Below are 25,351 nucleotides of genomic sequence, written 5' to 3'. Positions count from 1 at the left end.
AAGGATGTATCGATAACTGAAAAAAGCTAGTGCCTACAGTCGGTTATCGGGAAATCGGATACCCCCGGATAAACAAAGGATAGGCCATAAGGCGTCGCTTAAAATGCCTCGGGCTTCGCCCGTGTGGGTTCGAGTCCCACAGCGGCCACCATCTTGCGCAGAGTGTGCCATTTCGACTTTTCGTCGGCGCACAATAAATCTATACTTTTCCGGTTTACAGACATCCGCAATCACAAGCGGGGCTGTCATCACGTGTCGTGGAAATGACATGTAATGACCTGAACAAGCATAGCCGGACAGATGGAAAGCAAACAAATGGACGAAATGGCGGAGCGCAGGGCGCAAGCCTCGGCAGATATCACTGCCGAGACCGGGATCGACGATGCGATGATCGCCGTGCTCGTCGATACGTTTTATGCCCGCGTGCGTGCAGATGCCGTTCTGGGACCGATTTTCGAAGGACACGTCACGGATTGGGACGAGCATCTGTCCCAGATGCGGCTGTTCTGGTCGTCCGTCGCGCTGATGAGCGGCCGCTATCACGGCCGGCCCATGCCCAAGCACCTGAATTTACCAATCGACGGACGTCATTTCGATCGCTGGCTGGTTCTGTTCGAAACCGTTGCGCAGGAAGTCTGCCCCCCGGTCGCCGCTGCTTATTTTCTGGAGCGCGCGCGGCGTATCGCGTCCAACCTGGAATATGGGGTGGCCGTGACCAACGGCGCCGAACTCACGCGCGGCCAGCGTTTTCTTAACCCGGGCCTGCCGCCCGTCACTCCGCTGGCGCGCCATGAAGCGGCTGAAAAAACAAGCAGCCCGCCCCAGGACCAGCAGGAAAGCCGACGCCAATGACCAGAACGCCGCCAGTGGATACGCGCAATCGGCCCTTGCCAGACGATCTGCCAACCGGGCTGGTTGCATATCGCCAATCGCCGGTTTTCACGCAGGATACGATCCCGGAGGCTCTGAAGCGCAACCACAGCACCAAAGCCGGTGTGTGGGCTGTCATTCATATTCTGGAAGGTGCCCTGCACTATCGCATTGAAGAGCCGGCAAGTGCCCACATCCTGACCCCGGAAGCTCCCGGTCTCGTTCGCCCCGAGCAGGAGCATAACGTGTCGGCGCAGGGGCCAGTGCGGTTCGTCGTGGAGTTCTACGCGCTGCCGGGTGAAAAAGGTGATCCGCACACGCAAACTGGCGGATAAGCAGGCGCACCATCCACCGCTCTATCGCTTGCGCTCTATCACTTGGCACGACTGCCGATGCAACGGCAGCCGCGATGTACTCCATATTTTACAGCAACTTGCGTTCAGCTCATGGATCGATTGAAACGCAAACTGCTTCAGCATCATGCTTTCTTGACAAACTCGGTCTTGAGCACGAGCCCCTTCACCTGCTTGGTGTTGGCCTCAACCTCGCCCGGCTTGCCGGTCAGCCTGATGTTCTTCACCAGCGTACCACGCTTGAGCGTTTCCGAGGTTCCCTTCACCTTGAGATCCTTGATCAGGGTCACGGAATCGCCGTCGGCCAACGCCGCGCCGTTGCTATCCCTGACAATATCCTCGTCGTCGCTCATGCCGCATCTCCTTCCGGCTTGCCACCGCCACTCTCGATTTCGGCGGGATCGATGTCATAAACCCGCGAGCAGAACTCGCACGTCACAGTGATGCGCCCGTCGTCACCCACCATATGCTGACGATCATCGTCGCCGAACGTTTTGATGGTTGCAACGATCCGCTCCCGGCTGCACCGGCACGCTTCATGCACCGCCTGCGGGTCGTATACGCGCACGCCGCGCTCATGAAACAACCGGAAAAGCAGACGCTGGCTCGATACCGTCGAGTCGATCAACTCATGATCCTCAACCGTATCCACCAACAGCCGCGCCTCGCGCCAACGATCGTCCTCGTCCGCAACCGAGGCCGATGCAACATCCGCCGCCTGGGGCAGGAACTGGATCATCAACCCGCCGGCGCGATAGGTGTTGCGCCGCGTGTCACCGGAACCCAGCGTTTCCTCGCCCACAGCAAGCCTCACACGCGTCGGGATCTGCTCGGATTGGCGGAAATAGGCGTGCGCCGCTTCCTCCAGCCCCTCGCCCTCCAGCGCGACAATGCCCTGATAGCGGGTCATGTCCGCACCCTGATCCACGGTGAGGCCGAGGTGTCCGTTGCCCAAAAGCGCGCCTGTGGTGACATCGCCGTTTTCAAGCGCGGCATTCAGACGCTCGGCATCGAAACGGGCGACGGCCCGCAGTTTGTCCGGTGCATCGAAATCGACCACGATCATCTCGATCGGCCCGTCGGAGCGGGTCTGCAACTGGAACTGGCCCTCGAACTTGAGCGCCGATCCGAGCAGGGTTGTCAATGCGGCCGCCTCACCGACAACGCGCGACACCGCCGGCGGATAATCATGCCGCGACAGGATGAGATCGATGGAAGGTCCGAGCCGCACGATACGCCCGCGCACGTCCAGCCCTTCGACGGCGAACGGCAGCACGGTGTCGTCGTCGCCCTCGCCGGCGATTTCAATATCGGGCGCTACACTCATTCCGCCGCACCCTTCGTGCCACCTGTTGCAAGACGGGTGACATCGGCGGTCGCGGTCACATCGGCAAGACCGACACCAAGGCACCAGGCCAGCACGCCCTTCTGGGCGTGAAGACGGTTTTCAGCCTCGTCGAACACGACAGACTGCGGCCCGTCCATCACTTCATCCGTCACCTCCTCGCCGCGATGGGCAGGGAGGCAATGCATGAAAACCGCGCCCTTGTTGGCGGCAGACATCAACTTCTGGTTGACCTGATAGGGGCGCAGGAGGTTCTGGCGATACCGCTCGTCATCATCGCCCATCGACACCCAGCAATCGGTAATGATGGCATCAGCCCCGTGCACGGCCTCAAACGGATCGCGCGTCAGCAGGACATTGGCCCCGCCCGCCTTCGCCCATTCGATGATATCCGCGCGCGGAGCAAGTGCGGCTGGCGTGGCTATGGAGATATTGAAGCCAAACTTCACCGCAGCGTGAATCCACGAAGTCAGCACGTTGTTGGCATCACCCGTCCACGCAACCGTGCGTCCGGTAATCGGCCCGCAATGCTCTTCGAAAGTGAGCAGGTCCGCCATGATCTGGCAGGGATGCGACTGCTTGGTGAGGCCATTGATAACCGGAACCGAGGCATATTCCGCCAGCTCGCGCATGGCCGTGTGGTCAAGGATACGGATCATGATCGCGTCGACGAAGCGCGACAGCACGCGGGCCGTGTCAGGAATGGACTCGCCGCGCCCGAGCTGCATCTCCGCGCCGGTAAGCATGATCGGTTCGCCGCCAAGCTCGCGAATGCCGACATCGAACGACACGCGCGTCCGCGTCGACGGCTTGTCGAAAATCATCGCCAGCACCTTGCCGTCCAGCGGCCGGTATTTCTGCGCTCCACCCCGAACGCGGCGCGCCTTGAGCGCCTTGCCGATTTCCAGCACCTCACGCAACTGTGCGCCCGTGAAATCCGTCAGGTCGAGAAAATGCCTTACGCCTTCGACCGAAGCGGCTGCATCCGATACCCTGGTGGTCAATGCTGCGCTGCTCTGCGTCATCACACTTTACTTTCTGCTTGGCTTCCAGCCCGGCTTTACGCCTGCTCCGCCACATCCTGCGCCTTGAACGACGCGGCCACTGCGTCGAGCCCGTCAAAGGCTGTCGCTATCTCATTTTCGTCAATGGTCAGTGCCGGCAACAGGCGCACGACATTGTCACCCGCCGCGATCAGCACCAACTGATGATCGAGCGCACGCTTCACGAAGTCACCGTTCGGCACGCGTAGCTTCAAGCCCAGCATCAGGCCCTCGCCACGCACCTCCTCGATGACATCGGGGTGGCTGTCCTTGAGTTCCGCCAGCCGCTGCCGCAGCAATCCCGCCCTGCGCTGCACGTCCTCCAGGAAGCCGGGCGCGAGGATAACGTCGAGCACCGCGTTGCCGACCGTCGTCGCCAGCGGATTACCGCCGAAGGTGGTGCCGTGTGTGCCAAGCGTCATGCCCTTCGCCGCTTCCGCCGTGGCCAACATTGCCCCCAGCGGGAAGCCGCCGCCGATGCCCTTGGCGATGGCGACGATATCGGGCTGAATGCCGGCCCACTCATGCGCGAAGAGCTTGCCTGTGCGGCCCGTGCCGCATTGCACTTCATCGAGCAACAGCAGCAGGCCGTTGTCGTCCGCAATCTGACGCAGCCGGCGCAGGTCTGCAGGCGGCACCGGACGGATGCCGCCCTCGCCCTGAACCGGCTCGATCAGGAGCGCGCCCGTTTCCGGCGTAATGGCTGCGGCAAGCGCGTCCCAGTCGCCGAAGGGCACCTGATCGAAGCCATCGACCTTGGGGCCAAAGCCATCGAGATACTTCTGCTGACCGCCGGCGGCGATGGTCGCGAGCGTCCTGCCGTGGAAGGCGCCCTCAAACGTAATGATGCGGAAGCGTTCCGGGTGACCGTTCACTGCATGATGCTTGCGCGCCGTCTTAATCGCGGCCTCAAGCGCCTCCGCCCCCGAATTGGTGAAGAACACCGTATCGGCAAAGCTCGCGTCAACGAGACGCTGGGCCAGCCGCTCGGCGGAAGGGATGCGGAAAAGGTTCGAGACATGCCAGAGCTTGTCCGCTTGCTCGGCCAGCGCCGCGACGAGATGCGGATGGGCATGGCCAAGCGAGTTGACGCCGATGCCGGAGCCGAGGTCCAGATATCGCTTGCCGTCGCGGGCTTCGAGCCAGAGGCCCTCGCCCTTTTCGAATTCAACTTCGGCCCGTGCATAGGTCGGCAAAATCGGCGACGTCACAGCTTTTCACTCCAGAACGGAAGTGCCGTGCGCGGCGGTTCCGGCACGGCATGCATCTGTCAGCCACGCCGGGGAACGAAGAAGACGCCGGAAGGCAGGCGGCCGATCCGGAACGGCGATGGGCGGCAATGCAATTGAAAAAGCCGCCCATCGGGGCGGCATATTCTCAAGTTTAGCTACCACAGACGACATATTCAAGTTGAATCTGCCCCACGACCGCTTTCAGGACCGTTCTCAACGTTCCGTTGCAGCCAAAAATTCCTGTCGGGCCTTGAAATTGCCGGGATTCACATCATTTTCTGAAGCGTCAAGAATTTGTTTACGACTTCTCCTGTGGGAAAATGGATATCGGCGTATGCCCGACTCTTGCGGTAGAGTCGGGCTATATTGTAGTTTCCCGGGTGACGGCCACGATATGTCGCTTGGCCGCCTCCTACCCAGCGTCTCCTGACAGGTGAACGTTGAGCCCGGTCGTTATACGGCATGGGGCAGGATGGAGGATTCCTCGCGGCGCGAGGCTGAATGGAGCATTATGATGAGCGATCCCGGGAATACCTGGACTGACGAACGTGTCGAACTGTTGCGGAAACTCTGGGGCGATGGCCTGAGCGCAAGCCAGATCGCGACGGAAATTGGCGGCGTCAGCCGCAACGCGGTTATCGGCAAGGTTCATCGTCTGGGTCTGTCGGGTCGCGCCAAAGCTCCCGCCAGCGCAACGCCCCGTCCGGCTGCTCGCAAGGCGCCCGCCACCGCTCCGGTTGCCGCACCTTCCGTCCGCGCTCCGGTTGCGGCGCAGGAAGAAGCCGAGCAGCATCAGGATGATACGTTCAGCAACGCCGTACTTGCTTCTGCGTCGGCGCCCGCTATCGAACCGGAAGACGATATCATCGCCGATACCGCGCCGAGCGTTGCTCCCCGGCCCCTGCCGCCGCAGGCTCCCGCGGCGCGTGAAAGCGTTGTCGTGCCGATTTCCGAGCGTGTCACGATCATGGATCTGCGCGAATACATGTGCCGCTGGCCGGTGGGCGACCCCACTTCGCCGGGCTTCCGTTTCTGCGGCGCGCGCGCCGTGACCGGGCTGCCGTACTGCGCCCATCACGCGAGCATCGCTTATCAGCCAGTCATTGATCGCCGTCGTGACCGCAAGCGCGCCTGATCTGCTCAGGCCATTCACTGCCTAAAAATCAATGGCTCCCGATGATGATCGGGAGCCATTTTTATTGCCGTAATGCGGAAGTGAACCTCAAGATGCTTGGGGCACGCTTGCGGGGCTATTCAGCTCGCGCGAACGTTTCGTCGAAAGCATAACCTGCGCCGCGAACCGTGCGGATCGGGTCAGGGCTGCGCGGACGGTTGATGGCCTTGCGCAAGCGGCCGACATGCACGTCCACGGTGCGCTCGTCGATATAGACGTCATGCCCCCAGACGCCATCGAGCAGCTGTTCGCGCGTGAACACGCGTCCGGGACTCTGCATCAGGACTTCAAGCAACTTGAACTCCGTCGGCCCCAGATGCAGCTCACGTCCGCTACGGCGCACGCGGCGGGTCTCACGGTCCAGCTCGATATCGCCTGCAAGCAGCAGTGTGGCGACATGCCCCGGCTTTGTGCGGCGAAGCAGAGCCCGCACGCGCGCAAGCAGTTCCGGCACTGAAAATGGCTTGACGACATAATCGTCCGCGCCGGTGGCAAGGCCGCGCACCCGCTCGCCCTCATCCCCGCGCGCCGTCAGCATGATGATGGGCAGGCGCTCCGTCTCGCCCCGCGCACGCACCCTGCGGCACAGTTCGATGCCTGACAGGCCGGGCAACATCCAGTCGAGCAGGACAAGATCCGGCACTTGTTCCCGGAGCCGGATTTCCGCCTCGTCGCCGCGCGCGACGCTGTCGACAGAATACCCTTCCGCCTCCAGGTTATAACGCAGCAATAGCGCCAACGGCTCTTCGTCCTCAACGATCAATATGCGTGGTCCTACCATAAGAGCCTCATTATACCAATCACACAGGAAAGAGACGTCACGTAGTTTCAGGTTCCATTAACACAGATTTGCTGCGTGCCATATTCAAACTGCAATATTAAATCTCACCAGTGGTGGTAAAACTTGTGGTGTCACCTTTTGGCCGCTCACCCGCCACAGCCTCACCCGTGGTGACATAATAAATCGTTTCGGCAATGTTTGTCGTGTGATCGCCAATGCGTTCAATATTCTTGGCGAGAAACAGAAGATGCGTGCAATAAGTAATGTTCCGCGTATCTTCCATCATATAGGTCAACAACTCACGGAATACTGAATTATAAAGCGCGTCGATCCGGTCATCCCGGCTCCAGACATCAAGCGCTTTCTGCTCGTTCCGCTCGGCGTAGGCATCAAGAACGTCCTTGAGCTGGGCCTGAACGAGATCGCTCATATGCTGAACTCCAACGACGATTTTGGCCGGATGCGCCTCGCTGCTGATAGCAAGAACGCGTTTGGAGGTGTTTTTCGCCAGATCACCAATGCGCTCGACATCGCCAGCCACGCGGATGGCGGACACGATGTCGCGCAGATCCACGGCCACTGGCTGACGCCGGGCAATCGTGGCGACTGCATTTTCCTCGACTTCGCGCTGGAGATTATCCAGCCGCGAGTCCGCCTCGATCACCTGCCGCGCCAGCGCGCTATCGCGGCGCACAAGAGCGCGCGTGGAATCGTCCAGCATCTTCTCGGCAACACCGCCCATCTCCGCGATCTTGCTGCGCAAGAGTTCGAGTTCGGCATCGAACGAGGTTACAATATGTTCGGGCATGACGCTCTCCTGCTCAATAAGTCGGAACAGGCCATCGAGGGCTGCCCCATACCGCGATCAGCCGAAACGGCCAGTGATATAATCCTGCGTCCGTTTATCGCTTGGCGCTGTGAAGATCTTCGCCGTTTCCGCGAACTCCACCAGTTCGCCAAGATACATGAACGCCGTGAACTGCGATACGCGCGCCGCCTGCTGCATGTTGTGCGTCACGATAGCAATCGTGTAATCCGCCCGTAATTCATCGATCAGCTCCTCGACCTTCGATGTCGAAATCGGATCAAGCGCGGAGCATGGTTCGTCGAACAGAATGACTTCCGGTTTCACGGCAACTGTGCGCGCGATGCAAAGGCGCTGCTGCTGGCCGCCCGACAGGCTTTGGCCCGAGGCGTTAAGCTTGTCTTTCACCTCGTTCCACAACGCGGCGCGGCGGAGCGAGGATTCGACGCGCTCGTCCATCTCGCTCTTGCCGAGTTTCTCATACAGCCGAACGCCGAACGCAATGTTATCATAAATCGACATCGGGAACGGCGTCGGCTTCTGGAAAACCATGCCGACCTTCGCGCGCAGGGCATTCACGTCCTGATCCGGGCCGAGCACGTTGCGCCCGTCGATCAGCACCTCACCTTCCGCGTGCTGGCCGGGATAAAGATCGTACATGCGGTTGAGAACGCGCAGCAGCGTGGATTTGCCACAGCCGGACGGCCCGATGAACGCCGTGACGATACGGTCATACAGCGGCAGATCAATGCTCTTCAGCGCAAGATTGTTGCCATAATAGAACTTGAGATTGCGAACCGAGACCTTTTCGGTAAGCGGCCCGGCGGGAATGGCCGGGGATGCCGGTTGCCTGTTGGTGCCGGTACTCATTTCTTCATCCTTGTCGACAGGGCGCGCGCGATAATACTCATGACGAGGACAGCGAAGGTGATCAGAAGGGCGCCCGTCCAGGCGAGTTGCTGCATGTTTTCGTCCGGCGTCTTCGTGAAGTTGTAGATCACGACCGGCAGGCTGGCGATCGGCTGCGTCATCGACGTCGAGAAGAAGTTGTTGCTCAATGCCGTGAACAGCAGCGGGGCCGTTTCACCGCTGATGCGCGCCACGGCCAGCAGAATGCCGGTGACGATGCCGGCAAGCGCCGCCTTGTAAGCCACCTGCTTGATGATGACCGACCGTGGCAGACCGAGCGCCGCCGCGGCCTCGCGCAACTGGCCCGGCACGAGCAGCAGCATGTCCTCGGTCGTGCGCACGACCACGGGAATCACGATCACGGCAAGTGCCGCCGAGCCGGCCCACCCAGAAAATCCACCGAACGGGGCAACGAGGATCTCGTAGATGAACAGGCCGATCACGATGGACGGGGCGGAGAGCAGGATGTCGTTGATGAAGCGCACGACATGGGTCAGCTTCTCATAACGCCCATACTCCGCCATGTATGTACCGGCCAGCAGGCCAAGCGGCGTGCCGATGAGCACGGCGAAGAACACCATCATGAGCGAACCGACGATGGCGTTCAGCAGGCCGCCGGTGGTGCTGCCCATGCTGGGAGTAATTTCGGTGAAAACCCGCCACGACAGACCGGAAACGCCTTCCCAGACGAGAACGGCCAGGATCAGCACAAGCCAGACGATACCGAACACCGCAGCAACCGTGCAGAGGCCCATGGCGATGCGGTTCGAGCGCTTGCGCGCGGCGTACAGCGACATCGTCAGGCTTCCTGCTTGTTGAGGCGCGCCAACATCAGCCGCGCGACGGCCAGAACGATGAAGCTGATGACGAAGAGGATCAGACCGAGCGCCACGAGCGACGATCTGTAAAGGCCCTCGGACGCTTCCGCATATTCCAGCGCGATGGTCGCCGAAATCGTCGTGCCGGGCTGAAGGATGGACGCCGAGATCTGCCTGGCGTTACCGATGACGAACGTCACCGCCATGGTTTCGCCCAACGCGCGGCCCAGTGCGAGCATCACGCCGCCAACCAGCCCTGCCCGCGTGTGCGGGATGACGACATTGCGCACCACTTCCCACGTCGTGCAGCCGAGGCCGTAGGCGGCTTCCTTCATGACAGCCGGAACCGTCTCGAACACGTCGCGCGACACGGAAGCGATGAAGGGCAGCACCATGATCGCCAGAATGAGGCCGGCGGTAAGGATGCCAAGGCCATAGGGCGGGCCAGCGAAAAGTGCGTTCAGCACCGGCACCGGCGCAAACAGCGAAATGAGAAACGGCTGCAAGGTTTGCTGGAGCACCGGGGCGAAAACGAAGAAGCCCCAGATGCCGTAGATAATGGAGGGAATGCCCGCGAGAAGCTCGACGGCGATGCCGATAGGCCGGCGCAGGACGGCGGGACACAGCTCGGTGAGGAAGATGGCGATACCGATCCCCACCGGCACGGCGATCAGCATGGCGATCAGCGACGTTACCAGCGTTCCGTAGATCGTCGCCAGCGCGCCGAACTGTTCGGTGTTCGCGTTCCACGACTGCGAGATCAAGAAGTCGAAGCCGAAATGGCTCAGTGCGGGCCAGGCGCCGTAGGTCAGCGATGCGACGATGGCGAACAGCAGCACCAGCACCAGAAATGCCGCGCTTCGCGTCAGATGAAAGAAGAATTTGTCTCCGCGCCTGAATCTCTCCAGAACCCGCAACCTGTTCTCTGCTTCATCCCTGCCGTGAGCTGCGTTCTTGATTGCAACGTCGACCATAATTGACTGCCTGTACGCCCTGTATGAAAGGGGCCGCCCGGGGGCGCCCCCAGATGTCAACGGCGTGTCGAGTTCGCGCCAGTTGCCGAAGCGAACACCGGCTTAGTTTGTCTTCACCTCAGCCGCCCACACGGCGCGGATCTCGTTCGTCAGGCTCTCGGGCAGCGGGATGTAGGCGAGTTCCTCGGCATAGGGCGCCCCGTTGGAATATGCCCAGTCGAAGAACTTGAGGGCAGCGGCGGTCTGCGCTTTGTCCTTGGGAGCCTTGTGAACCAGCACGAAGGTAGCGGCAGTGATCGGCCACGATGCGTCGCCGTCCTCATCGACCAGAATCACGCCGAAGCCCGGAGCAGACTTCCAGTCGGCGTTGGCTGCGGCAGCCTGGAAGGAGGCTGTCTCGGGACGCACGACCTTGCCGGCCTTGTTCTTGAGCCGGGTGTAGGACAGGTTGTTTTTCTTGGCGTAGATGTATTCGACATAGCCGATGGAACCGCCGATCTTGGCGACGTTGTTCGCAACGCCGTCGTTGCCCGGAGCGCCAAGTCCCACGGGCCACTGCACGGTGGTACCGACGCCGAGCCTGTCCTTCCAGTCAGCAGAAACGCGCGTCAGGTAGCTGGTGAACGCAAATGTCGTGCCCGAGGAATCGGCGCGGCGGACAACGGCGATGGCCGTGGAAGGCAGCTTCACGTCAGGATTCAGCGCCGCGATGGCGGCGTCGTCCCATTGCTTGATCTCGCCGAGGAAAATCTTGGCCAGCGTGTCGCCGTCGAGCGATAGTTCACCGGGCTTGATGCCTTCGACGTTGATGATCGGCACAACGCCGCCGATGACCGTGGGGAACTGAACCAGACCGGAAGCTTCCAGATCCTCGCCGGAAAGCGGCGCATCGGTTGCGCCGAAGATGACCGTGTTGCCCTTGATCGCCTTGATGCCGTTACCCGAACCGCTGGACTGGTAGTTGATCTGGACGCCGGTTTCCTTGTTGTAGACCTCGGCCCACTTCACATAAACCGGCGCAGGAAAGCTCGCACCAGCGCCGGTGATGGTCTGCGCGGAAGCGGGAGCAACGAACGCTGCGGCAGCCAGGCCGGCGACGGCATAGAGGTTGGAAAACTTCACGGAACACCTCCAAAAGCAGGATATGGACCGAGCTATGCACAGCCGGATGCTGTGCTCTGAAGCCCTCGCCCACGAATTTCTGACAAGCCTGAATGCTCGAACCAGACCTGTTTATGACGCCAGAATGACGCTTGAATGACACTGATGGCAGCGCCTCCGGAACATCGCGATCCCACCGCGCGATGACGCATTGCCATGCCAGAACGTCACGATAACTGGCGGGCAGGCCGCATATAAAGTCTGACAATAACAGTCTACTGGCGCGCATGGTCAGCACAGTACAAGGCGCACCCGTGGCAACTCCATGCAATCACGTCCATGCAATCACGCGCTCTCGCAGCACGCGGTGTTGCGCCTTTTTTGTCGCGATAAACCGTCGGAGATGTCATAAATCTCGCAGCAGACTGGATGAAAATGTCCAGAGCGCGCAGATCAATCGGCCGCGCCGGGGTCCGCCGCCGCCGGCAGATAGACAGTGAAAGTCGCGCCCTCGCCCGGGCGGCTGGCAATGTCGAGGCGTCCGCGATGCCGGTTGACGATGTGCTTGACGATGGCGAGCCCCAGACCCGTGCCGCCCTTTTCGCGGCTCTCGGCCACATCGGCACGATAGAAACGCTCCGTCAGCCTCGGCAGATGCTCCGGCGCGACGCCGGGGCCGTAGTCGCGCACCTCGACCATCACCTCCTGCTCGCCACGGCGAGGGCCGTTGACGGCCTGCACAGTCACATCCACCCTGCGTCCCTGCTGGCCGTATTTAATGCCGTTCTCGACCAGATTTTCCACCACGCGCAGCAACTCGTCCCTGTCGCCGGTGACGAAGAGCGGCGCGGGGGTTTGCTCCAGCGCCAGAGTGACGCCGCGTTCCTGCGCCAGCGGGGCAAGCGTCTCGATCATGTGGCGCACCAGCAGGCCGACCTCCACCACCCGGTTCGGCGGTACGTGCAGGTTCATCTCGATGCGGGATAGCGAAAGCAGATCGTCGATCAGCCGCGACATCCGCTGCGCCTGATCGCGCATGATGCCGAGGAAGCGCTCACGTGCGTTCTCGTCGTTGCGCGCCGGACCTTGCAGCGTCTCGATGAAGCCGATCACCGAGGCCAGCGGCGTGCGCAGCTCATGGCTGGCGTTGGCGACGAAGTCTACCCGCATATGCTCCAGACGGCGCGCGCTGGTCAAATCGCGAATCAGCAGAACCGCGCCTTGCGGTTGATTCTGAACAGAGGCGCCGGTGGTAGTGGCATGGACGGGAGCATGGACGGGAGCAATGTGCGCCTCCAGCGTGCGCTCGACCGCGCCGTGCTCGCGAAATTCGGCATTGACCGCCTGCCCACCTCGCAGAACCGTCTCGATGCCTTCCAGCACCGCCGGAGCGCGGACGATGAAAGCCAGCGGTCGCGCCTCGACGAGCAGCGGAAAGAGCGCCCGCGCGGCGGGATTGATGTTCAGAACGATGCCACGCCGATCGATCAGAACCACCGGATCGGGTAAAGCCGCCAGCAGACCGGCTGTATCATAGGGACCGGATGCCGCAGGTTTCAGCCGCTCCGGCTGCAAGCGGCTGCGCAGGTTTCGCCGGTCCCGGAACAGGGCGGCGGCGGCAAAAACGCTGATGAAGACGCCAGCCGGCAGGGACCACAGGGTGGAGCCGCCGACGAACCAGAGCGCGATGAAGACGACGGAAACCACCAGCGCTGACCGGATGGCGATTGAACGCGCACTCAAACCCATACCTGTCTCCTGCCCGCCAGGCATGGCGGACCTCCCTGTTCACTTGCTTGTTCACTTGCCTGTTCGCTTGCCAGCCAGCGCGTTATGATGCCATCACGGTCATGACAGGGAGACGGCAGAAATGACAAGCCACAAGAAACAGATGCCTCAAGATGTTACAAAAGACATGGCCACTCATGACATCCTGTCGCAATTCGATATCACTGCCCCCGCGCTGCCTGCTGATAACGCCCCCTCAAAAGGAACTTCTGGCCATTTTCGGAGCATGTTAAAGCGCCGGATGTTGTAATGGAATCAGAACATCCGGCGGACAGGGACAGGCCGGAAAGGGAAAAGCCGATGACGATACAACGGATCGAGCGCAGCAAGCGGGGAGCCCTCCCCGCCGTTTATCCGGTCGTTTGCGGGCTGGTGCTGGGCCTGATATGGGCTGCGCCCATCGCAGGGGCGGCCGAAGACCGCGCCATCAACACGCCGCCGGAAATCGGCCCTGCGCTGATCGCCTGCTGGAAGCCGCCGAGCGGCACCGAGGGCCTGACGGCGACAGCCCGTTTCAGTTTTCGGCGCGATGGCAGCCTGATGGGACCGCCGCGCATTACATTTTCGCGGCTGGGGGTCAATGACGCCCGCGCGCGGGCATTCCTGCAATCCATAGCCGATACGTTCATCGACTGCACGCCGTTGAGCTTCACGCCGTCCTTCGGTCAATCCGTCGCCGGGCGTATTTTCACCTTGCGCTTCATTCCCTCCGTCCGCAGCATTTAGTGCGCTGAAGTTCATCAGGCCACTGCCGCGCTTCATGGAAATGCGGCAGTGGCCTGGTAGCGGTCTCAGCTCTTTTTGTTGCTGGCAATCCAGTCCGCAAAAGCCTTCACGAATTTTCCGAGAAATTCTTTCGTGCCTTCATTCTGCAACTTGCCGTCATCGCCAAGCAGCTTGGAAACGCCGCCCAGATAGGCTTCCGGCTGTTGCAGGGTCGGCACGTTGAGAAACACCAGCGCTTGCCGCAGGTGATGGTTCGCGCCGAAGCCGCCGATAGCGCCGGGCGAAACGCTGACCACCGCTCCCGGCTTGCCATCCCAGACGCTCTTGCCATATGGCCGCGAACCGACGTCGAGAGCATTTTTCAGCACCGCTGGCACCGACCGGTTGTATTCCGGCGTCACGAACAGCACGGCGTCGAACGGCGCCACTTTTTCGCGGAAAGCCGTCCACTGGGCCGGCGGCGTCCCCTCGTCATCCAGATCCTGATTGTAATGCGGCAGGTTGCCAATTTCGATCTGTTCGAAACGCAGGCTATCCCCCGCGAGTTCGGCCAGAATATCGGCGATTTTCCGATTGAAGGATTCTTTACGCAGACTTCCCACGAAGACGGCTACCGAAGCCGGAGTACTCGCAGCTTGAGTGCCGGACGCTTGAATGCTCATGGACGCTACCTTTCTTGCACAGGGCCGAAATGGCGCTCGGGGCATGCGATGGTATCACAGCATGCCCCGGCACGCAGTGTCGGAACGTGTATCGGGGTCGTTTGCGTTCCACTTGCTGCATCAATTCTCCGTAAATGTTCTATGTCGCCGAACGCACGGCCCGATTACATCGGAGCGTGCGTTCTTCTGCTCATCTCATTCCGGCAGAAAGCGTGATCGCCTTCAATTGCCGGGATATTTAATGGGCGGGCGCTTTCTTTTCGGCATCATGCGATCCCTGCGCATCGCCATCGTGCGCACCATGACCATGATCACCGTGCCCGGAATCACGCGCGCCCAGCCCGCGCACCGTGAAGCTGACCGGCACCTCCCCGCCCTTTTCGAAAACCAGATCGGCGGTGAAGGTATCGCCTTCCTTCAGCGGCTCTTTCAGGCCCATGAACATGAGGTGATAGCTACCGGGCTTCAGCTCGACAGACTCTCCAGCCTTCACCGGCAGGCCGTCATCGAGCTTGCGCATGCGCATGACGTCATCGACGACAGCCATTTCATGGATCTCGACCTTCTCGGCAATATCGGTTTTGCCGGAGACCAGGACATCGTCGGCGTCGCCCTTGTTATCGAGAACCAGATAACCGGCGGCGACCCGCGCGCCCTTGGCCGTGGCGCGTGACCACGGCGCGTTGATCGTCAGACCGTTCGCGGTGGCGACTGCCTCGGCGGCGTGAGCGTGTTGCGCGTCATGTCCGGCGCGCGGCTCATGCGCCTGTGCGGCAGATAGACCGGCGACCGGCAGCACAAGCGCCAGCACGGAAGCCCGCAGCAGCGCAGCCGGGCGAATGGAAAAAGCGGTTTTCATCATCATGTCTCAACTCCTGAGCGCATCCCGAGCTTGACGGAAGGCTGGCGCTGCCCACGGCACGCGCAAAATCCTCTGACTGCCGGAACGCTCACTGTGATTGATATTGCGTACTGTGTTCACGCGAAGTCGCTTCCGCACGTTTCTGGAAGCGGCATGACGTGGCAATCCGGAAACGGACGATCACGCCACTGGCGGAGCACGGGCCGGAGGAGACAGTCTGGGAAAGGCAGGGAATGGCGGCTGATGCTTCGGAACGATGGCCCGGGCAAACCGCCACTCGGGCACCGGCAGGCCGTCGGCATCCGGAAAAACCTGCAGCGCCATGCCCTGCAAGGCGCAAAGACCGCAGCACAGGCGCGGATGCGGCGTTTGCGGGCCGGAGCCGCCGTCCGTTTCGGATGCATCCTGAATCGCCGCGCCGGGCCGGCAGAGTGGCATATCCAGCGCCAAAATCGTGCGTGCATCACCCGTCCCCGCCACCACGGGCAGGATGTGTCCAGATGCACCCGCCGCCGTAGCGGCGAGCGTCAACATCAGATGGGCAAACATGGCGTAGGCGCAGAACCATGCTATCCCCACCCGCAGCAAACGGATCGGGTTGAGTCTTCTGGTCGTCTGGAGCATACGGGGGAGCATGGTCGAATCGGCTACGTCCCGGGTTGTCATAACGATCGGAAAAAGCCAGTCTCCCGCCCGCCGGGGCGATTTTCCGGCCTCTTTCGCCACAAAGTTGCGCAGCAGGATTTGACTTGTACCACCTTTTGCCCCCACTTATCCCGCCCGTTGCACAAAACTCAAGTGCAATCGTTGCGCCAGCCATCGGGGATTGAATCATGAAAGTCGTTGTCGTCGAATCGCCCGCCAAAGCGAAGACGATCAACAAGTACCTGGGACCGGACTACGAGGTGTTGGCTTCCTTCGGCCACATCCGCGATCTGCCGCCCAAGGATGGCTCTGTTGATCCGGACGCCGACTTTGCCATGGTCTGGCAGGTGGAGGATCGCGGCGCGAAACGCGTGGCCGAAATCGCCCGCGCCGTGAAGGGCGCCGAAAAGCTCATTCTCGCAACCGACCCTGATCGCGAGGGCGAAGCCATCTCATGGCACGTTGTCGAGGCGCTGGCGCAGAAGAAGCTGCTCAAGGATGTGCCCGTCGAGCGCGTCACCTTCAACGCCATCACCCGCGATTCCATCGCTGAGGCCATGGCCCATCCGCGTCAGATCGATCAGGCGCTGGTGGATGCCTATCTGGCGCGCCGCGCGCTCGATTATCTCGTGGGCTTCAACCTGTCGCCGGTGCTGTGGCGCAAACTGCCGGGTGCGCGGTCTGCCGGGCGCGTACAATCCGTGGCGCTGCGCCTCGTCTGCGACCGTGAACGCGAGATCGAGACCTTCGTCTCGCGCGAGTACTGGTCGCTGGTCGCGCTGCTTGCAACCGCTGAGGGCGCAACCTTCGAGGCACGCCTCGTCGGCGCGGACGGCAAGAAGATCACCCGCCTCGACATCGGTAACGGCGAAGAGGCGGAGGCCTTCAAGCGCGCGCTGGAAACATCGGCGTTCCGGGTGACGAATGTCGAGGCCAAGCCTGCAAGGCGGCATCCGCAACCGCCGTTCACCACCTCCACGCTGCAACAGGAAGCATCGCGCAAGCTCGGCCTCGCCCCGGCGCGCACCATGCAACTCGCCCAGCGGCTGTATGAGGGCATCGAGATCGGCGGCGAAACGGTGGGCCTCATCACCTACATGCGAACGGACGGCGTCGACATGGCTCCCGAGGCGGTTTTCGCCACGCGCGCCGTGATCGGTCGCACTTTCGGTGATGCCTACGTGCCGGGCGCGCCGCGCAAATACACCTCGAAAGCCAAGAACGCCCAGGAAGCGCACGAGGCCATCCGCCCCACCGATCCCGGCCGCCTGCCGAAATCCGTCACCCGTTATCTGGAGCCCGAACAGGCGCGGCTCTATGAGCTGATCTGGACGCGCACCGTCGCCAGCCAGATGGAGTCCGCACAGCTCGAACGCACCACCGTCGACATCGCGGCGAAGGTAGGCGAGCGGGTGCTGGATCTGCGCGCCACCGGGCAGGTCGTGGTGTTCGACGGCTTCCTCAAGCTCTATCAGGAAGGCCGCGACGACGAGACCGACGAGGATGGCGGCCGGCTGCCCCCGATGAAGGCCGGCGACCCGCTGGAAAAGCGCGAAATCCGCGCCACCCAGCACTTTACGGAGCCGCCGCCGCGTTTCACCGAGGCAAGCCTCGTCAAGCGCATGGAAGAGCTTGGCATCGGCCGCCCCTCTACCTACGCTGCTGTGCTGGCCGTGCTGCGCGAGCGCGAATACGTGCGGCTCGACAAAAAACGCCTCGTGCCGGAGGACAAGGGCCGCATCGTGACGGCCTTTCTGGAAAGTTTCTTCCAGCGTTATGTCGAATACGACTTCACCGCCAGCCTTGAAGAAAAGCTCGACCGGGTTTCAAACCACGAGATCGACTGGAAAGAGGTCCTGCGCGACTTCTGGCGTGATTTCATCGCCGCCATCGACGGCACGCGCGAATTGCGCATGACGCAGGTGATCGACTCGCTGAACGATGTGCTCGGTCCTTATATCTTCCCGGCCCGCGAGGACGGAGGCGATCCACGCGCCTGCCCGGCGTGCGGCAACGGCAAGCTGTCCTTGAAGATCGGCAAGTTCGGCTCTTTCGTCGGCTGCTCAAACTATCCAGAGTGCCGCTTTACGCGCCAGCTCGCCGGCGATGGTGACGGCGCGGGCGGCGACGGCGGCCCGAAGGTGCTGGGCACCGATCCCGCGACCGGGCTGGAAGTGTCGCTGCGCGATGGCCGCTTCGGTCCCTACGTGCAACTGGGCGGCGATGCGCCGGAAGAGGACACGAAGGACAAAGAACAAGCCCAGGAAAGCGTTCCTGAAAAGACCAAAGACAAGGCCAAGGAGAAACCCAAGGAAAAGCCCAAGCGGCAGACCCTGCCGCGCGGTCTTGCGCCCGACATTGTCGATCTGGACATTGCGCTCAAGCTGCTGTCATTGCCGCGCGAGGTCGCGACGCACCCGGAAAGCGGCAAGCCGATCAGGGCCGGCATCGGTCGTTTCGGCCCCTATGTGCAGCATGAGAAAACCTACGCCAGCCTGTCGAAAGATGATGACGTGCTGGACATCGGCGCCAACCGCGCCATCGACCTCATCGTCACCAAGGAGCAGGGCGGCGGCCGTCGTGGCGGCTCGTCCGACCCCGGCAAGGTGCTGGGCGAAGAGCCGGAAACCGGCAAGACGTTGTCACTGAAAGCTGGACGCTACGGCCCCTACGTGACCGACGGCACCACAAACGCCACCTTGCCGAAGGGCGTCGAAAGCGAATCGTACACGCTGGAAGAAGCGATCATCCTGATCCGCGCCAAGCGCCTCACCGGCAAGAAGGCACCGGCCAAAAAGGCTGCAACCAAAAAGCCGGCGGCAGCGAAAACAACCGAAAAGAAAGCTGCGGCAAAAAAGCCCGCTGCCAAGAAGCCAGCGGTGAAGAAGCCAGCGGCGAAGAAAGCCGCCACCGCCAAGGCAACGGACGCGGAATCTGCGGCGGATGGTAGCGCGACCACCGAAGCCGCCCCGGCTAAAACCACCCGCAGCCGCAAGAAGCCGGCAGCGGAAGCCTAGATTATTGGTTTTACGCGTTCTCTTCACGCAAAGCGGCATCCACTTTGCTTGAAAACGCTTCAGACGATAGAAAAAGCCCGGTCATCTGACCGGGCTTTTGTTTATCCACCGCGCGGAAATTCCAGTCCCATCTCCCGGTAGCGGGCGGGATCGTCAGCCCAGTTTTCGCGGACCTTCACGAACAGGAACAGGTGCACCTTCGTTTCGGCGATCTCGCCGATCTCGATACGCGCGCGGGAGCCGATGGCCTTGATCGTCTGCCCCTGATGGCCGAGCACAATCTTGCGCTGGCTGTCACGCTCGACGAAAATCGTTTGCTCGATACGCACCGAGCCATCCTTTTGCACCTGCCACTGGTCCGTTTCCACCGTTGAGGCATATGGCAGTTCGTCGTGCAGGCGCTCGAACAGCTTTTCGCGCGTGATTTCCGCTGCAAGCTGACGCATCGGCGCATCGGACATCTGATCTTCGGGATACAGCCACGGCCCCGGTTTGGCGTAGTTTGCGAGACGGGCGCGCAGACTGGCCACGCCATCGCCCTTGAGGGCGGCGATCATGAAGGTCTCGTCGAAAGCCAGCTTCGCGTTGATCGACTGCGACAGCTCAAGCAGCGCCGGACGCGGCACGAGGTCGATCTTGTTGAGGATCAGGATCTTGGGCCGATGCACGTCCGGCAGTTTGGCGAGGATCGCCTCGTTTTCCTCATCCAGCCCCTTACGGGCATCAATCAACAGGCACAGAGCGTCAGCGTCGCCCGCACCGCCCCACGCCGATGTCACCATCGCCCTGTCAAGCCGCCGCTTGGGGCGGAAAATGCCGGGCGTATCGACGAAAATAAGTTGCGCGTCACCCTCGATGGTGATGCCACGCACGAGCGCACGCGTGGTCTGCACCTTATGCGACACGATGGAGACCTTGCCGCCCACAAGCGCATTCAGCAGGGTGGATTTGCCCGCGTTCGGCGCGCCGATCAGCGCGATAAAGCCGCAACGGGTGCCAGCTTCCTCTGATGTATTCTGCGGAAACTCATGCGTCATGACTGGTCAACCCGAATTCCTTCTCGGGCAAGGAACGCACCTGCGGCCCCCTGCTCGGCATTGCGTTTGGATGCGCCGCGCCCTTCGGCCAGAGGCTTGCCCTCAACGCGGACGGCAACGCGAAAATGCGGCGCGTGATCCGGCCCGCTGCGCTCGGTGATCTCGTAGGTCGGCGCGGGCAGCCCCCTGCCCTGCGCCCATTCCTGAAGTGCTGTCTTGGCATCGCGCAGCGGACGGCGCGGCGCATGCATGCGGGCGGCGAAAGCAGACTGCACCAGCGTCTTTGCGGCGGCAAACCCGCCATCCAGAAACACCGCCCCGACGATGGCCTCGCAGACGTCGGCGCAGATGGCAGCGTTGTCGCGCGCGCCGGCGGCGATTTCACCTTCACCAAGGCGCAGGTGCGGCCCCACGTTCCAGCCGCGCGCCACTTCAGTACAGCTTTCCTTACGCACCAGTTCCGCCAGACGGCGCGACAGCTCGCCCTCCTCCGCCTGCGGGAAGGTGGTATACAGCATATCGCTGACTGCCAGCCCCAGTACGCGATCGCCGAGGAACTCCAGCCGCTGGTAGGATTTTACTTTCTGTGCCGGAATGGCGCTGACATGCGTGACCGCCATTTCCAGCAAGCTGCGGTCGGCAAAACGATATGCCAGCCGTTCTTCGAGATCCGAAAGCCCCATCAGCGAACCCGTTTAAAGATGCGATCCCAGCGCACGGCATCCGGCCACCGCCACAATTGCCACGCCGGCGCGCCGTCGATGGAGAAGAACAGCACTTCCGCGCGGCCGACGAAATTATCCAGCGGCACAAAACCGACCGCACTGAGATCGCGGGAGTCGGCCGAGTTGTCGCGGTTATCGCCCATCATGAAGTAGTGGCCTTCCGGCACCTTGTAGAGCGGGGTGTTGTCCCACGGACCCCGGTCGCCATAACGCTCGATGATGGTGTGGCTGGTGCCGCCGGGCAGCATTTCCGTATACTTCGCGACCTCTGGCCCCGTGCCGGGCGAATCCTCGTCGTCGCGATACGTACCGGCCAGTTCGCGGTCAACGATCTTGCCGTTGATATACAGGCGGCCATCGATCATCTGCACGGTTTCGCCGGGCAGGCCGATAACGCGCTTGATATAATCGGTGCTTTCGTCTTTCGGCAGTTTGAAGACGGCGACATCGCCGCGCTTCGGCTCCGCGCCGAGAATACGGCCCTCGAACGGGATCAGCCCGAAGGGAAACGAAAAACGCGAATAGCCATACGCATATTTCGAGACGAACAGGTAATCGCCGATCAGCAGCGTGGGTATGAGCGACCCGGAAGGGATATTGAACGGCTGAAACAGCAGCGAGCGCACCACAAGCGCGATCAGCAGCGCCTGCGCGACAATCTTGACCGTATCAAGAAAGCCGCCTTCCTTTGGCGCGGGCCGGGTTTTCCTGCTATTCGTCACGGCGGTATCGGTCTTGTCCGGCTCCACGCCACCTTGCTCCATAATGCATTCATCCACTCGCGCCGCCAACCCCGCGCCTGTGCTGTGTAGCCGTTTTTTCCGGGCGGGGAAACGGGAAATTTTGCGGTGTCCTCCGACAGCACGACATGATGATCCGCATGTGCATCAAAGATATTTTCGATGCACACTTGCTTTTGTGTGCATCGAAAATATCTTTGATGCACATGGCTTGATGCACGTGGCAGGGGAGGCCGGGATTGTTCGCATCGCATTCACGTTCGGCGCAGGTGGCTTATCAGGAATTGCTGCGGCTTCATCTCGACGAGGCGGCTTCGGAGCTGATCGGCAGCATTGAGGAGCGGTCGCGCAACGGGCGCATCTATCTGTACGACAGGTTCCGTCTCGGCACGGAGATGCGGAGCCGCTACCTTGGCGAGGGCACGCCAGAGCTTCGCGCCCGTCTTGCGCGCGCCGCGGCGCTGAAGGCGGAGAGTGAAGAACGTCGGCGGGTGATGATGCGGCTGGCGCGGGTGTTGCGTGCCGAGGGCTTCATCGGACTCGATCGCGACACGGGATCGCTGTTGCTGGCGTTTGCGCGCACCGGAGTTTTCCGGCTTGGCGGCACGCTCGTCGGCACGGCGGCCTATGGCTTTTATCAGGGGGAACTTGGCGTGCGGTTCGGTTCCGAGGAACTGGCGCAGACCGGCGACATCGACTTCGCCAGTTTCGAGCGGCTATCGGTCGCGCTGGGGGATGTGGTCGAGGAAAATCCCGACGATATTCTGCGGGCCATGAAGTTCGACCCCGTACCGGGCATTCAGGACCGGCAGGTATGGCGATGGCGGCAGAGCCGTGGCGAGGCGATGGTCGAGTTCCTGACCCCCGCTTTCGGCGACGAGCGCATCAAGCCCCTCCCCGCACTGAGGGTGAGCGCGCAGGCGCTCAACTATCTGAATTACCTGATCGCCGAGCCTATTCCGGCCATCGGGCTTTACAGGTCCGGCGTGCTGGTGCAGGTGCCGCGTCCGGAGCGCTACGCGATCCACAAGCTGATCGTTGCCGACCGCCGTTGGGGGGGACCGGATCAGGCGAAGGCGCGCAAGGATCGCGGTCAGGCTGCTTTCCTGATCTCGATCCTCGCCGAGGACCGCCCGGACGACCTGCAGGACGCTTACACGGATGCACTCGCGCGCGGCCCACGCTGGCGCGAGCATATCAAGGCCAGCCTGGCCATGATGCCGGACACTGCCGCGGTGCTGCGCGGACTGGGGTGATGGCCGGCGGGACGGGTGTTCACGGGCGGGCGAGATCCTGTTCGATGAGCATTCGCACGTAGCGCGTGAAGGGAATGCCCTTCGACTTCGCCTTTGTCTTGACCGCATCCAACAATGATTGAGGAATGCGCATGGTCAGCGCCGACGACTTCTTTTTGAACTCATAACTGATTGGTTCTGCGGCATTCCAGTCATATTCAGAGAGGTCGGCATTGTCGACGAAATCTTCGGCTGCCTTATCATCGGGCAGGGTTGGCCAAGGTTTTTCAGGCCAGTTTTTGTTCGAACTGCTCATATCGCCTTACTTCCTTTCCATGCATGTAACGGGCACTGAGCGGGCGCAGATAAAACAGCCCTTTCCGCTCCCGAAGCACGTAAACAATGAATACGGGACGACCGTTCGGCGCTCTCGAAGCGGTTCTGAAACGCGGCTCTGACGGGTTTGGATCGGGTATGCGGAAAGTCGCGCTCTGCACCGCATGTTCAATGTCCGCTTTCGATAACCCATGCTTGCCACATTTAGGCCAATTGCCACCGTCCCACTCAAAACCTTCAATCTCTATCATGAACACCCTATACAAATGTATATACAAAAGCAAGTCAATATGACGGCCTGGAGCCTTTCGGCATTTCGTTGAAACGCCGAAAGGCTCTATCTTTTTGGTTTGACGCGTTTTCTTCACACAAAGTGGTATCCACTTTGTTTGAAAACGCTTTATACTTGAAGAAACGCCCCGGCCTTGTGGGGCCGGGGCGTTGAGCTGGATAGGGTGGGCGCGGGAATGAACCCCCGCGCCTTTTTGCTTTTTGCTGCGTCTTACTGGAAGAGCGACAGGATGCTCTGCGTGGAGCTGTTGGCGATGCCGAGAGCCTGAACAGCGAGCTGTTCCTGCACCTGCAAAGCCTTCAGCTTGGTGGACTCTTCGTTCAGATCGGCGTCGACGAGCTGGCCGATACCGCGGTTGTTGGCGTCCACGAGGTTCTGCACGAAGGTCTTGTTACCTTCGATACGGGCCTTTGCAGCGCCGACGATCGAAGCCGACAGGGTCAGTTCCTGCAGCGCGTCATCGACGGCGCTGATGTAGGACGAGAGCACAGCCTTGTCGAAACCCGTGTCCGAAAGGTTCGAGATGTCGATGTCCGACACGCGCACAGCCTTGGCATTGCCGCCGTTGTTGTCGGAGATGACCGAGCGAACCTTATCAAAGATACCGAGCTGCTGGTTGTTGACGTCACCCTTGGCTGAAGCCGAGTAGGTGGCGATTGCATTTTCAGCGGTCTTGGTGACGAAGGCATCGCGAGCTGCCACACCGACGTACTTGTTGACGGATTCAGCCACGGCAGCGTCATAGGTGGCAAGAGCAGCTGTTGCAGCAGCAACGCGCTCTGCACCAACTGCATCACCAACAGCACCATTGTTAATGTCGGTCAGAGTGGTCTTCAGCGCCGTTGCATTGGCGTTGAGTTCATTGAGCAGAGCAGTTTTGTCATCGGCTGACAACGAGCTAAGGAACTTGCTACCAGCGCCACCAGCGCCGCCGAAGTCAGCCGTCGGGCCGAGTCCAAGCGCCGTGTTCAGCTGAGCTTCAGTAAGGGCTGTAGAAATGGCGGTAACAGCAGTTCCGAAGTCTGTACCGGTTGTTGCGGCGGCACCAAATGAAGTCCTGCCAGCAGCAGGAGTAGCAACACCTGCAATGCTGGTTGTCGTGGCAGGATTATAAGTCTTCTTCAGCGAGTTGTTCCAAGCGGCATTGGTAGCGTTGGTGACAGCCTTGATGTCATCCATAGCCTTTGCATAGACACCCCGAGCAGTGGTAGCCGTTGCGCTATCAAGCGAGGCCGTCACAGCGTCCTGTGCAGACGTGCTGTTCTCGTACAGCTTGGTCTTGGTGATGTCGATCGTGATGTTTTCGATCGTAACCACGCCGGCAGCGCGGGTGAAGGAACCGACAACGTCCTTCTGGGACGTGTAACCAGCAACCGACGTGTCCTGCGTCAGCCAGCTTTCGCTGTTGATAACGGTGGACTTCGAGGTGTCCTTCAGGCGGTTCTGGAGCTGGGTGATTTCAGCCTGCACCTGAGCCTTCGGCACGCCCGACTGGCTGGCGGCAACGAGCTTGGACTTGACCTGATCGAGCAGATCCTTGGTGTCGCTGATACCGGTGTAAACCGTGTCGACTGTTGCAGCGCCGAGGCCCAGAGCGTCCTTCACAGCGCCGAGAGCATTCACGTCCGAACGCAGCGTCGTGGCGATGGACCAGTAAGCGGCGTTGTCTTCAGCCGTGTTGATGCGGTAACCTGTAGCAACGCGGGTCTGCGTGCTGGCGAGGCTCTTGGAAGCTGCCGTCAGCGTCTTGAGAGCGGTTTGTGCGGAAGCATTCGTAAACAAGCTGGCCATAATCAATATCCCTTAATCAGATAACGCAAAACAATGAGACTGATATTTGAAAGGGACATACCGGATAAACTCCGGCGCGGCAGGACGTGA

26 protein-coding genes are annotated in these 25,351 nt (G+C 61.2%); 6 read left to right on the top strand and 20 right to left on the bottom strand.

Annotated elements, in window-relative coordinates; genetic code table 11:
* Positions 1 to 300 precede the first annotated feature (300 nt).
* Entirely contained in the window at positions 301 to 852 is a 552-nt protein-coding gene (locus tag FHS81_RS13915) for a group III truncated hemoglobin (RefSeq protein ID WP_183753954.1), read from the top strand.
* The gene (locus FHS81_RS13910) at positions 849 to 1,205 is read left to right on the top strand and encodes a TehB family protein (protein WP_183753952.1); all 357 of its coding nucleotides are present in this window, start codon (positions 849 to 851) and stop codon (positions 1,203 to 1,205) included. The genes FHS81_RS13915 and FHS81_RS13910 overlap by 4 nt, the downstream gene beginning before the upstream one ends.
* 143 nt (positions 1,206 to 1,348) lie before the next feature.
* Here FHS81_RS13910 and FHS81_RS13905 read toward each other — a convergent pair whose 3' ends face one another.
* From FHS81_RS13905 to FHS81_RS13890, 4 genes are read right to left on the bottom strand one after another with little or no spacing between them, the layout of a single operon-like run.
* Complete coding sequence (locus FHS81_RS13905) at positions 1,349 to 1,576, bottom strand: alkylphosphonate utilization protein (RefSeq protein ID WP_183753949.1); 228 nt, start codon at positions 1,574 to 1,576, stop codon at positions 1,349 to 1,351.
* Positions 1,573 to 2,550 carry an Hsp33 family molecular chaperone gene (locus tag FHS81_RS13900; RefSeq protein WP_183753947.1) on the bottom strand — a complete coding sequence of 326 codons (978 nt, stop codon included), beginning with the start codon at positions 2,548 to 2,550 and terminating at the stop codon, positions 1,573 to 1,575. Before FHS81_RS13900 ends, FHS81_RS13905 begins: the two co-directional genes overlap by 4 nt.
* Entirely contained in the window at positions 2,547 to 3,593 is a 1,047-nt protein-coding gene (argF, locus tag FHS81_RS13895; RefSeq protein ID WP_183753945.1) for an ornithine carbamoyltransferase, read from the bottom strand. The genes FHS81_RS13900 and argF overlap by 4 nt, the downstream gene beginning before the upstream one ends.
* Before the next feature lie 35 nt (positions 3,594 to 3,628).
* Positions 3,629 to 4,822: an acetylornithine transaminase gene (locus FHS81_RS13890; RefSeq protein WP_183753943.1), complete on the bottom strand. Its 1,194-nt coding sequence runs from the start codon at positions 4,820 to 4,822 to the stop codon at positions 3,629 to 3,631.
* A gap of 535 nt (positions 4,823 to 5,357) precedes the next feature.
* On the opposite strand from FHS81_RS13890, the gene FHS81_RS13885 reads away from it, so the two are divergent.
* Positions 5,358 to 5,978 carry a GcrA family cell cycle regulator gene (locus FHS81_RS13885; protein WP_183753993.1) on the top strand — a complete coding sequence of 207 codons (621 nt, stop codon included), beginning with the start codon at positions 5,358 to 5,360 and terminating at the stop codon, positions 5,976 to 5,978.
* A 115-nt stretch (positions 5,979 to 6,093) separates the two neighbouring features.
* On the opposite strand, the gene phoB is transcribed toward FHS81_RS13885, so the two are convergent.
* The 7 genes from phoB to FHS81_RS13850 form a co-directional block, all read right to left on the bottom strand.
* On the bottom strand, positions 6,094 to 6,798 hold the full coding sequence (gene phoB / locus FHS81_RS13880) for a phosphate regulon transcriptional regulator PhoB (RefSeq protein WP_183753941.1): 705 nt from the start codon (positions 6,796 to 6,798) through the stop codon (positions 6,094 to 6,096).
* A 97-nt stretch (positions 6,799 to 6,895) separates the two neighbouring features.
* On the bottom strand, positions 6,896 to 7,606 hold the full coding sequence (gene phoU / locus FHS81_RS13875) for a phosphate signaling complex protein PhoU (RefSeq protein ID WP_183753939.1): 711 nt from the start codon (positions 7,604 to 7,606) through the stop codon (positions 6,896 to 6,898).
* 57 nt (positions 7,607 to 7,663) lie between these two features.
* Positions 7,664 to 8,473: a phosphate ABC transporter ATP-binding protein PstB gene (gene pstB / locus FHS81_RS13870; RefSeq protein ID WP_183753938.1), complete on the bottom strand. Its 810-nt coding sequence runs from the start codon at positions 8,471 to 8,473 to the stop codon at positions 7,664 to 7,666.
* Positions 8,470 to 9,309, bottom strand: a complete 840-nt coding sequence (gene pstA / locus FHS81_RS13865; RefSeq protein ID WP_183753937.1) for a phosphate ABC transporter permease PstA — start codon at positions 9,307 to 9,309, stop codon at positions 8,470 to 8,472. The genes pstB and pstA overlap by 4 nt, the downstream gene beginning before the upstream one ends.
* A 2-nt stretch (positions 9,310 to 9,311) precedes the next feature.
* The gene (gene pstC / locus FHS81_RS13860) at positions 9,312 to 10,304 is read right to left on the bottom strand and encodes a phosphate ABC transporter permease subunit PstC (protein ID WP_183753936.1); all 993 of its coding nucleotides are present in this window, start codon (positions 10,302 to 10,304) and stop codon (positions 9,312 to 9,314) included.
* 102 nt (positions 10,305 to 10,406) lie between these two features.
* Positions 10,407 to 11,426 carry a phosphate ABC transporter substrate-binding protein PstS gene (pstS, locus tag FHS81_RS13855; RefSeq protein WP_183753935.1) on the bottom strand — a complete coding sequence of 340 codons (1,020 nt, stop codon included), beginning with the start codon at positions 11,424 to 11,426 and terminating at the stop codon, positions 10,407 to 10,409.
* A 432-nt stretch (positions 11,427 to 11,858) separates the two neighbouring features.
* A complete protein-coding gene (locus FHS81_RS13850) occupies positions 11,859 to 13,154 on the bottom strand; it encodes an ATP-binding protein (protein ID WP_183753934.1) in 1,296 nt (431 codons plus the stop codon).
* 339 nt (positions 13,155 to 13,493) lie between these two features.
* Between FHS81_RS13850 and FHS81_RS13845 the strand changes: the two genes are divergently transcribed.
* A complete protein-coding gene (locus FHS81_RS13845; protein WP_183753931.1) occupies positions 13,494 to 13,919 on the top strand; it encodes a hypothetical protein in 426 nt (141 codons plus the stop codon).
* Between the two features lie 65 nt (positions 13,920 to 13,984).
* Here FHS81_RS13845 and FHS81_RS13840 read toward each other — a convergent pair whose 3' ends face one another.
* The 3 genes from FHS81_RS13840 to FHS81_RS13830 form a co-directional block, all read right to left on the bottom strand.
* On the bottom strand, positions 13,985 to 14,581 hold the full coding sequence (locus FHS81_RS13840) for an NADPH-dependent FMN reductase (RefSeq protein WP_183753929.1): 597 nt from the start codon (positions 14,579 to 14,581) through the stop codon (positions 13,985 to 13,987).
* A gap of 238 nt (positions 14,582 to 14,819) precedes the next feature.
* Positions 14,820 to 15,446 carry a copper chaperone PCu(A)C gene (locus tag FHS81_RS13835; protein WP_183753927.1) on the bottom strand — a complete coding sequence of 209 codons (627 nt, stop codon included), beginning with the start codon at positions 15,444 to 15,446 and terminating at the stop codon, positions 14,820 to 14,822.
* A gap of 177 nt (positions 15,447 to 15,623) precedes the next feature.
* Positions 15,624 to 16,079 carry a DUF2946 family protein gene (locus tag FHS81_RS13830; protein WP_210281703.1) on the bottom strand — a complete coding sequence of 152 codons (456 nt, stop codon included), beginning with the start codon at positions 16,077 to 16,079 and terminating at the stop codon, positions 15,624 to 15,626.
* Positions 16,080 to 16,276: 197 nt separating this feature from the next.
* Here FHS81_RS13830 and topA point away from each other — a divergent pair, with 197 nt between their 5' ends.
* Positions 16,277 to 19,105 (top strand): type I DNA topoisomerase, encoded by a 2,829-nt coding sequence (gene topA / locus FHS81_RS13825; RefSeq protein ID WP_183753925.1) that lies wholly within the window; start codon positions 16,277 to 16,279, stop codon positions 19,103 to 19,105.
* Between the two features lie 101 nt (positions 19,106 to 19,206).
* Here the strand turns inward: topA and era are convergent, their stop codons facing one another.
* The 3 genes from era to lepB are packed head-to-tail and all read right to left on the bottom strand — an operon-like array spanning position 19,207 to position 21,631.
* A complete protein-coding gene (gene era, locus FHS81_RS13820) occupies positions 19,207 to 20,142 on the bottom strand; it encodes a GTPase Era (RefSeq protein ID WP_183753923.1) in 936 nt (311 codons plus the stop codon).
* The gene (gene rnc / locus FHS81_RS13815; RefSeq protein ID WP_183753921.1) at positions 20,139 to 20,825 is read right to left on the bottom strand and encodes a ribonuclease III; all 687 of its coding nucleotides are present in this window, start codon (positions 20,823 to 20,825) and stop codon (positions 20,139 to 20,141) included. The genes era and rnc overlap by 4 nt, the downstream gene beginning before the upstream one ends.
* Entirely contained in the window at positions 20,825 to 21,631 is an 807-nt protein-coding gene (lepB, locus tag FHS81_RS13810) for a signal peptidase I (protein ID WP_183753919.1), read from the bottom strand. Before lepB ends, rnc begins: the two co-directional genes overlap by 1 nt.
* A 215-nt stretch (positions 21,632 to 21,846) precedes the next feature.
* On the opposite strand from lepB, the gene FHS81_RS13805 reads away from it, so the two are divergent.
* Positions 21,847 to 22,863, top strand: a complete 1,017-nt coding sequence (locus tag FHS81_RS13805) for a nucleotidyltransferase family protein (protein WP_183753917.1) — start codon at positions 21,847 to 21,849, stop codon at positions 22,861 to 22,863.
* 19 nt (positions 22,864 to 22,882) lie between these two features.
* On the opposite strand, the gene FHS81_RS13800 is transcribed toward FHS81_RS13805, so the two are convergent.
* The 3 genes from FHS81_RS13800 to FHS81_RS13790 form a co-directional block, all read right to left on the bottom strand.
* Entirely contained in the window at positions 22,883 to 23,158 is a 276-nt protein-coding gene (locus FHS81_RS13800; RefSeq protein WP_183753915.1) for a CopG family antitoxin, read from the bottom strand.
* Complete coding sequence (locus tag FHS81_RS13795) at positions 23,130 to 23,546, bottom strand: BrnT family toxin (protein WP_246375021.1); 417 nt, start codon at positions 23,544 to 23,546, stop codon at positions 23,130 to 23,132. The genes FHS81_RS13800 and FHS81_RS13795 overlap by 29 nt, the downstream gene beginning before the upstream one ends.
* 134 nt (positions 23,547 to 23,680) lie before the next feature.
* Positions 23,681 to 25,261, bottom strand: a complete 1,581-nt coding sequence (locus FHS81_RS13790; RefSeq protein WP_183753913.1) for a flagellin N-terminal helical domain-containing protein — start codon at positions 25,259 to 25,261, stop codon at positions 23,681 to 23,683.
* Positions 25,262 to 25,351 lie beyond the last annotated feature (90 nt).

Source organism: Pseudochelatococcus contaminans (genome assembly GCF_014195635.1).
Classification (GTDB): Bacteria; Pseudomonadota; Alphaproteobacteria; order Rhizobiales; family Beijerinckiaceae; genus Pseudochelatococcus; species Pseudochelatococcus contaminans.
The sequence above is the reverse complement of the archived record's forward strand: the minus strand, read 5'-3'. Positions and strand labels throughout refer to the sequence as shown.

Coding starts and splice junctions, on each gene's coding strand:
- FHS81_RS13915 (WP_183753954.1), top strand. CDS start 301: ATGGAAAGCAAACAAATGGACGAAATGGCGGAGCGCAGGGCGCAAGCC.
- FHS81_RS13910 (WP_183753952.1), top strand. CDS start 849: ATGACCAGAACGCCGCCAGTGGATACGCGCAATCGGCCCTTGCCAGAC.
- FHS81_RS13905 (WP_183753949.1), bottom strand. CDS start 1,576: ATGAGCGACGACGAGGATATTGTCAGGGATAGCAACGGCGCGGCGTTG.
- FHS81_RS13900 (WP_183753947.1), bottom strand. CDS start 2,550: ATGAGTGTAGCGCCCGATATTGAAATCGCCGGCGAGGGCGACGACGAC.
- argF (WP_183753945.1), bottom strand. CDS start 3,593: ATGACGCAGAGCAGCGCAGCATTGACCACCAGGGTATCGGATGCAGCC.
- FHS81_RS13885 (WP_183753993.1), top strand. CDS start 5,358: ATGAGCGATCCCGGGAATACCTGGACTGACGAACGTGTCGAACTGTTG.
- phoB (WP_183753941.1), bottom strand. CDS start 6,798: ATGGTAGGACCACGCATATTGATCGTTGAGGACGAAGAGCCGTTGGCG.
- phoU (WP_183753939.1), bottom strand. CDS start 7,606: ATGCCCGAACATATTGTAACCTCGTTCGATGCCGAACTCGAACTCTTG.
- pstB (WP_183753938.1), bottom strand. CDS start 8,473: ATGAGTACCGGCACCAACAGGCAACCGGCATCCCCGGCCATTCCCGCC.
- pstA (WP_183753937.1), bottom strand. CDS start 9,309: ATGTCGCTGTACGCCGCGCGCAAGCGCTCGAACCGCATCGCCATGGGC.
- pstC (WP_183753936.1), bottom strand. CDS start 10,304: ATGGTCGACGTTGCAATCAAGAACGCAGCTCACGGCAGGGATGAAGCA.
- FHS81_RS13850 (WP_183753934.1), bottom strand. CDS start 13,154: ATGGGTTTGAGTGCGCGTTCAATCGCCATCCGGTCAGCGCTGGTGGTT.
- FHS81_RS13845 (WP_183753931.1), top strand. CDS start 13,494: ATGACGATACAACGGATCGAGCGCAGCAAGCGGGGAGCCCTCCCCGCC.
- FHS81_RS13840 (WP_183753929.1), bottom strand. CDS start 14,581: ATGAGCATTCAAGCGTCCGGCACTCAAGCTGCGAGTACTCCGGCTTCG.
- FHS81_RS13835 (WP_183753927.1), bottom strand. CDS start 15,446: ATGATGATGAAAACCGCTTTTTCCATTCGCCCGGCTGCGCTGCTGCGG.
- FHS81_RS13830 (WP_210281703.1), bottom strand. CDS start 16,079: ATGCTCCCCCGTATGCTCCAGACGACCAGAAGACTCAACCCGATCCGT.
- topA (WP_183753925.1), top strand. CDS start 16,277: ATGAAAGTCGTTGTCGTCGAATCGCCCGCCAAAGCGAAGACGATCAAC.
- era (WP_183753923.1), bottom strand. CDS start 20,142: ATGACGCATGAGTTTCCGCAGAATACATCAGAGGAAGCTGGCACCCGT.
- rnc (WP_183753921.1), bottom strand. CDS start 20,825: ATGGGGCTTTCGGATCTCGAAGAACGGCTGGCATATCGTTTTGCCGAC.
- lepB (WP_183753919.1), bottom strand. CDS start 21,631: ATGGAGCAAGGTGGCGTGGAGCCGGACAAGACCGATACCGCCGTGACG.
- FHS81_RS13800 (WP_183753915.1), bottom strand. CDS start 23,158: ATGAGCAGTTCGAACAAAAACTGGCCTGAAAAACCTTGGCCAACCCTG.
- FHS81_RS13790 (WP_183753913.1), bottom strand. CDS start 25,261: ATGGCCAGCTTGTTTACGAATGCTTCCGCACAAACCGCTCTCAAGACG.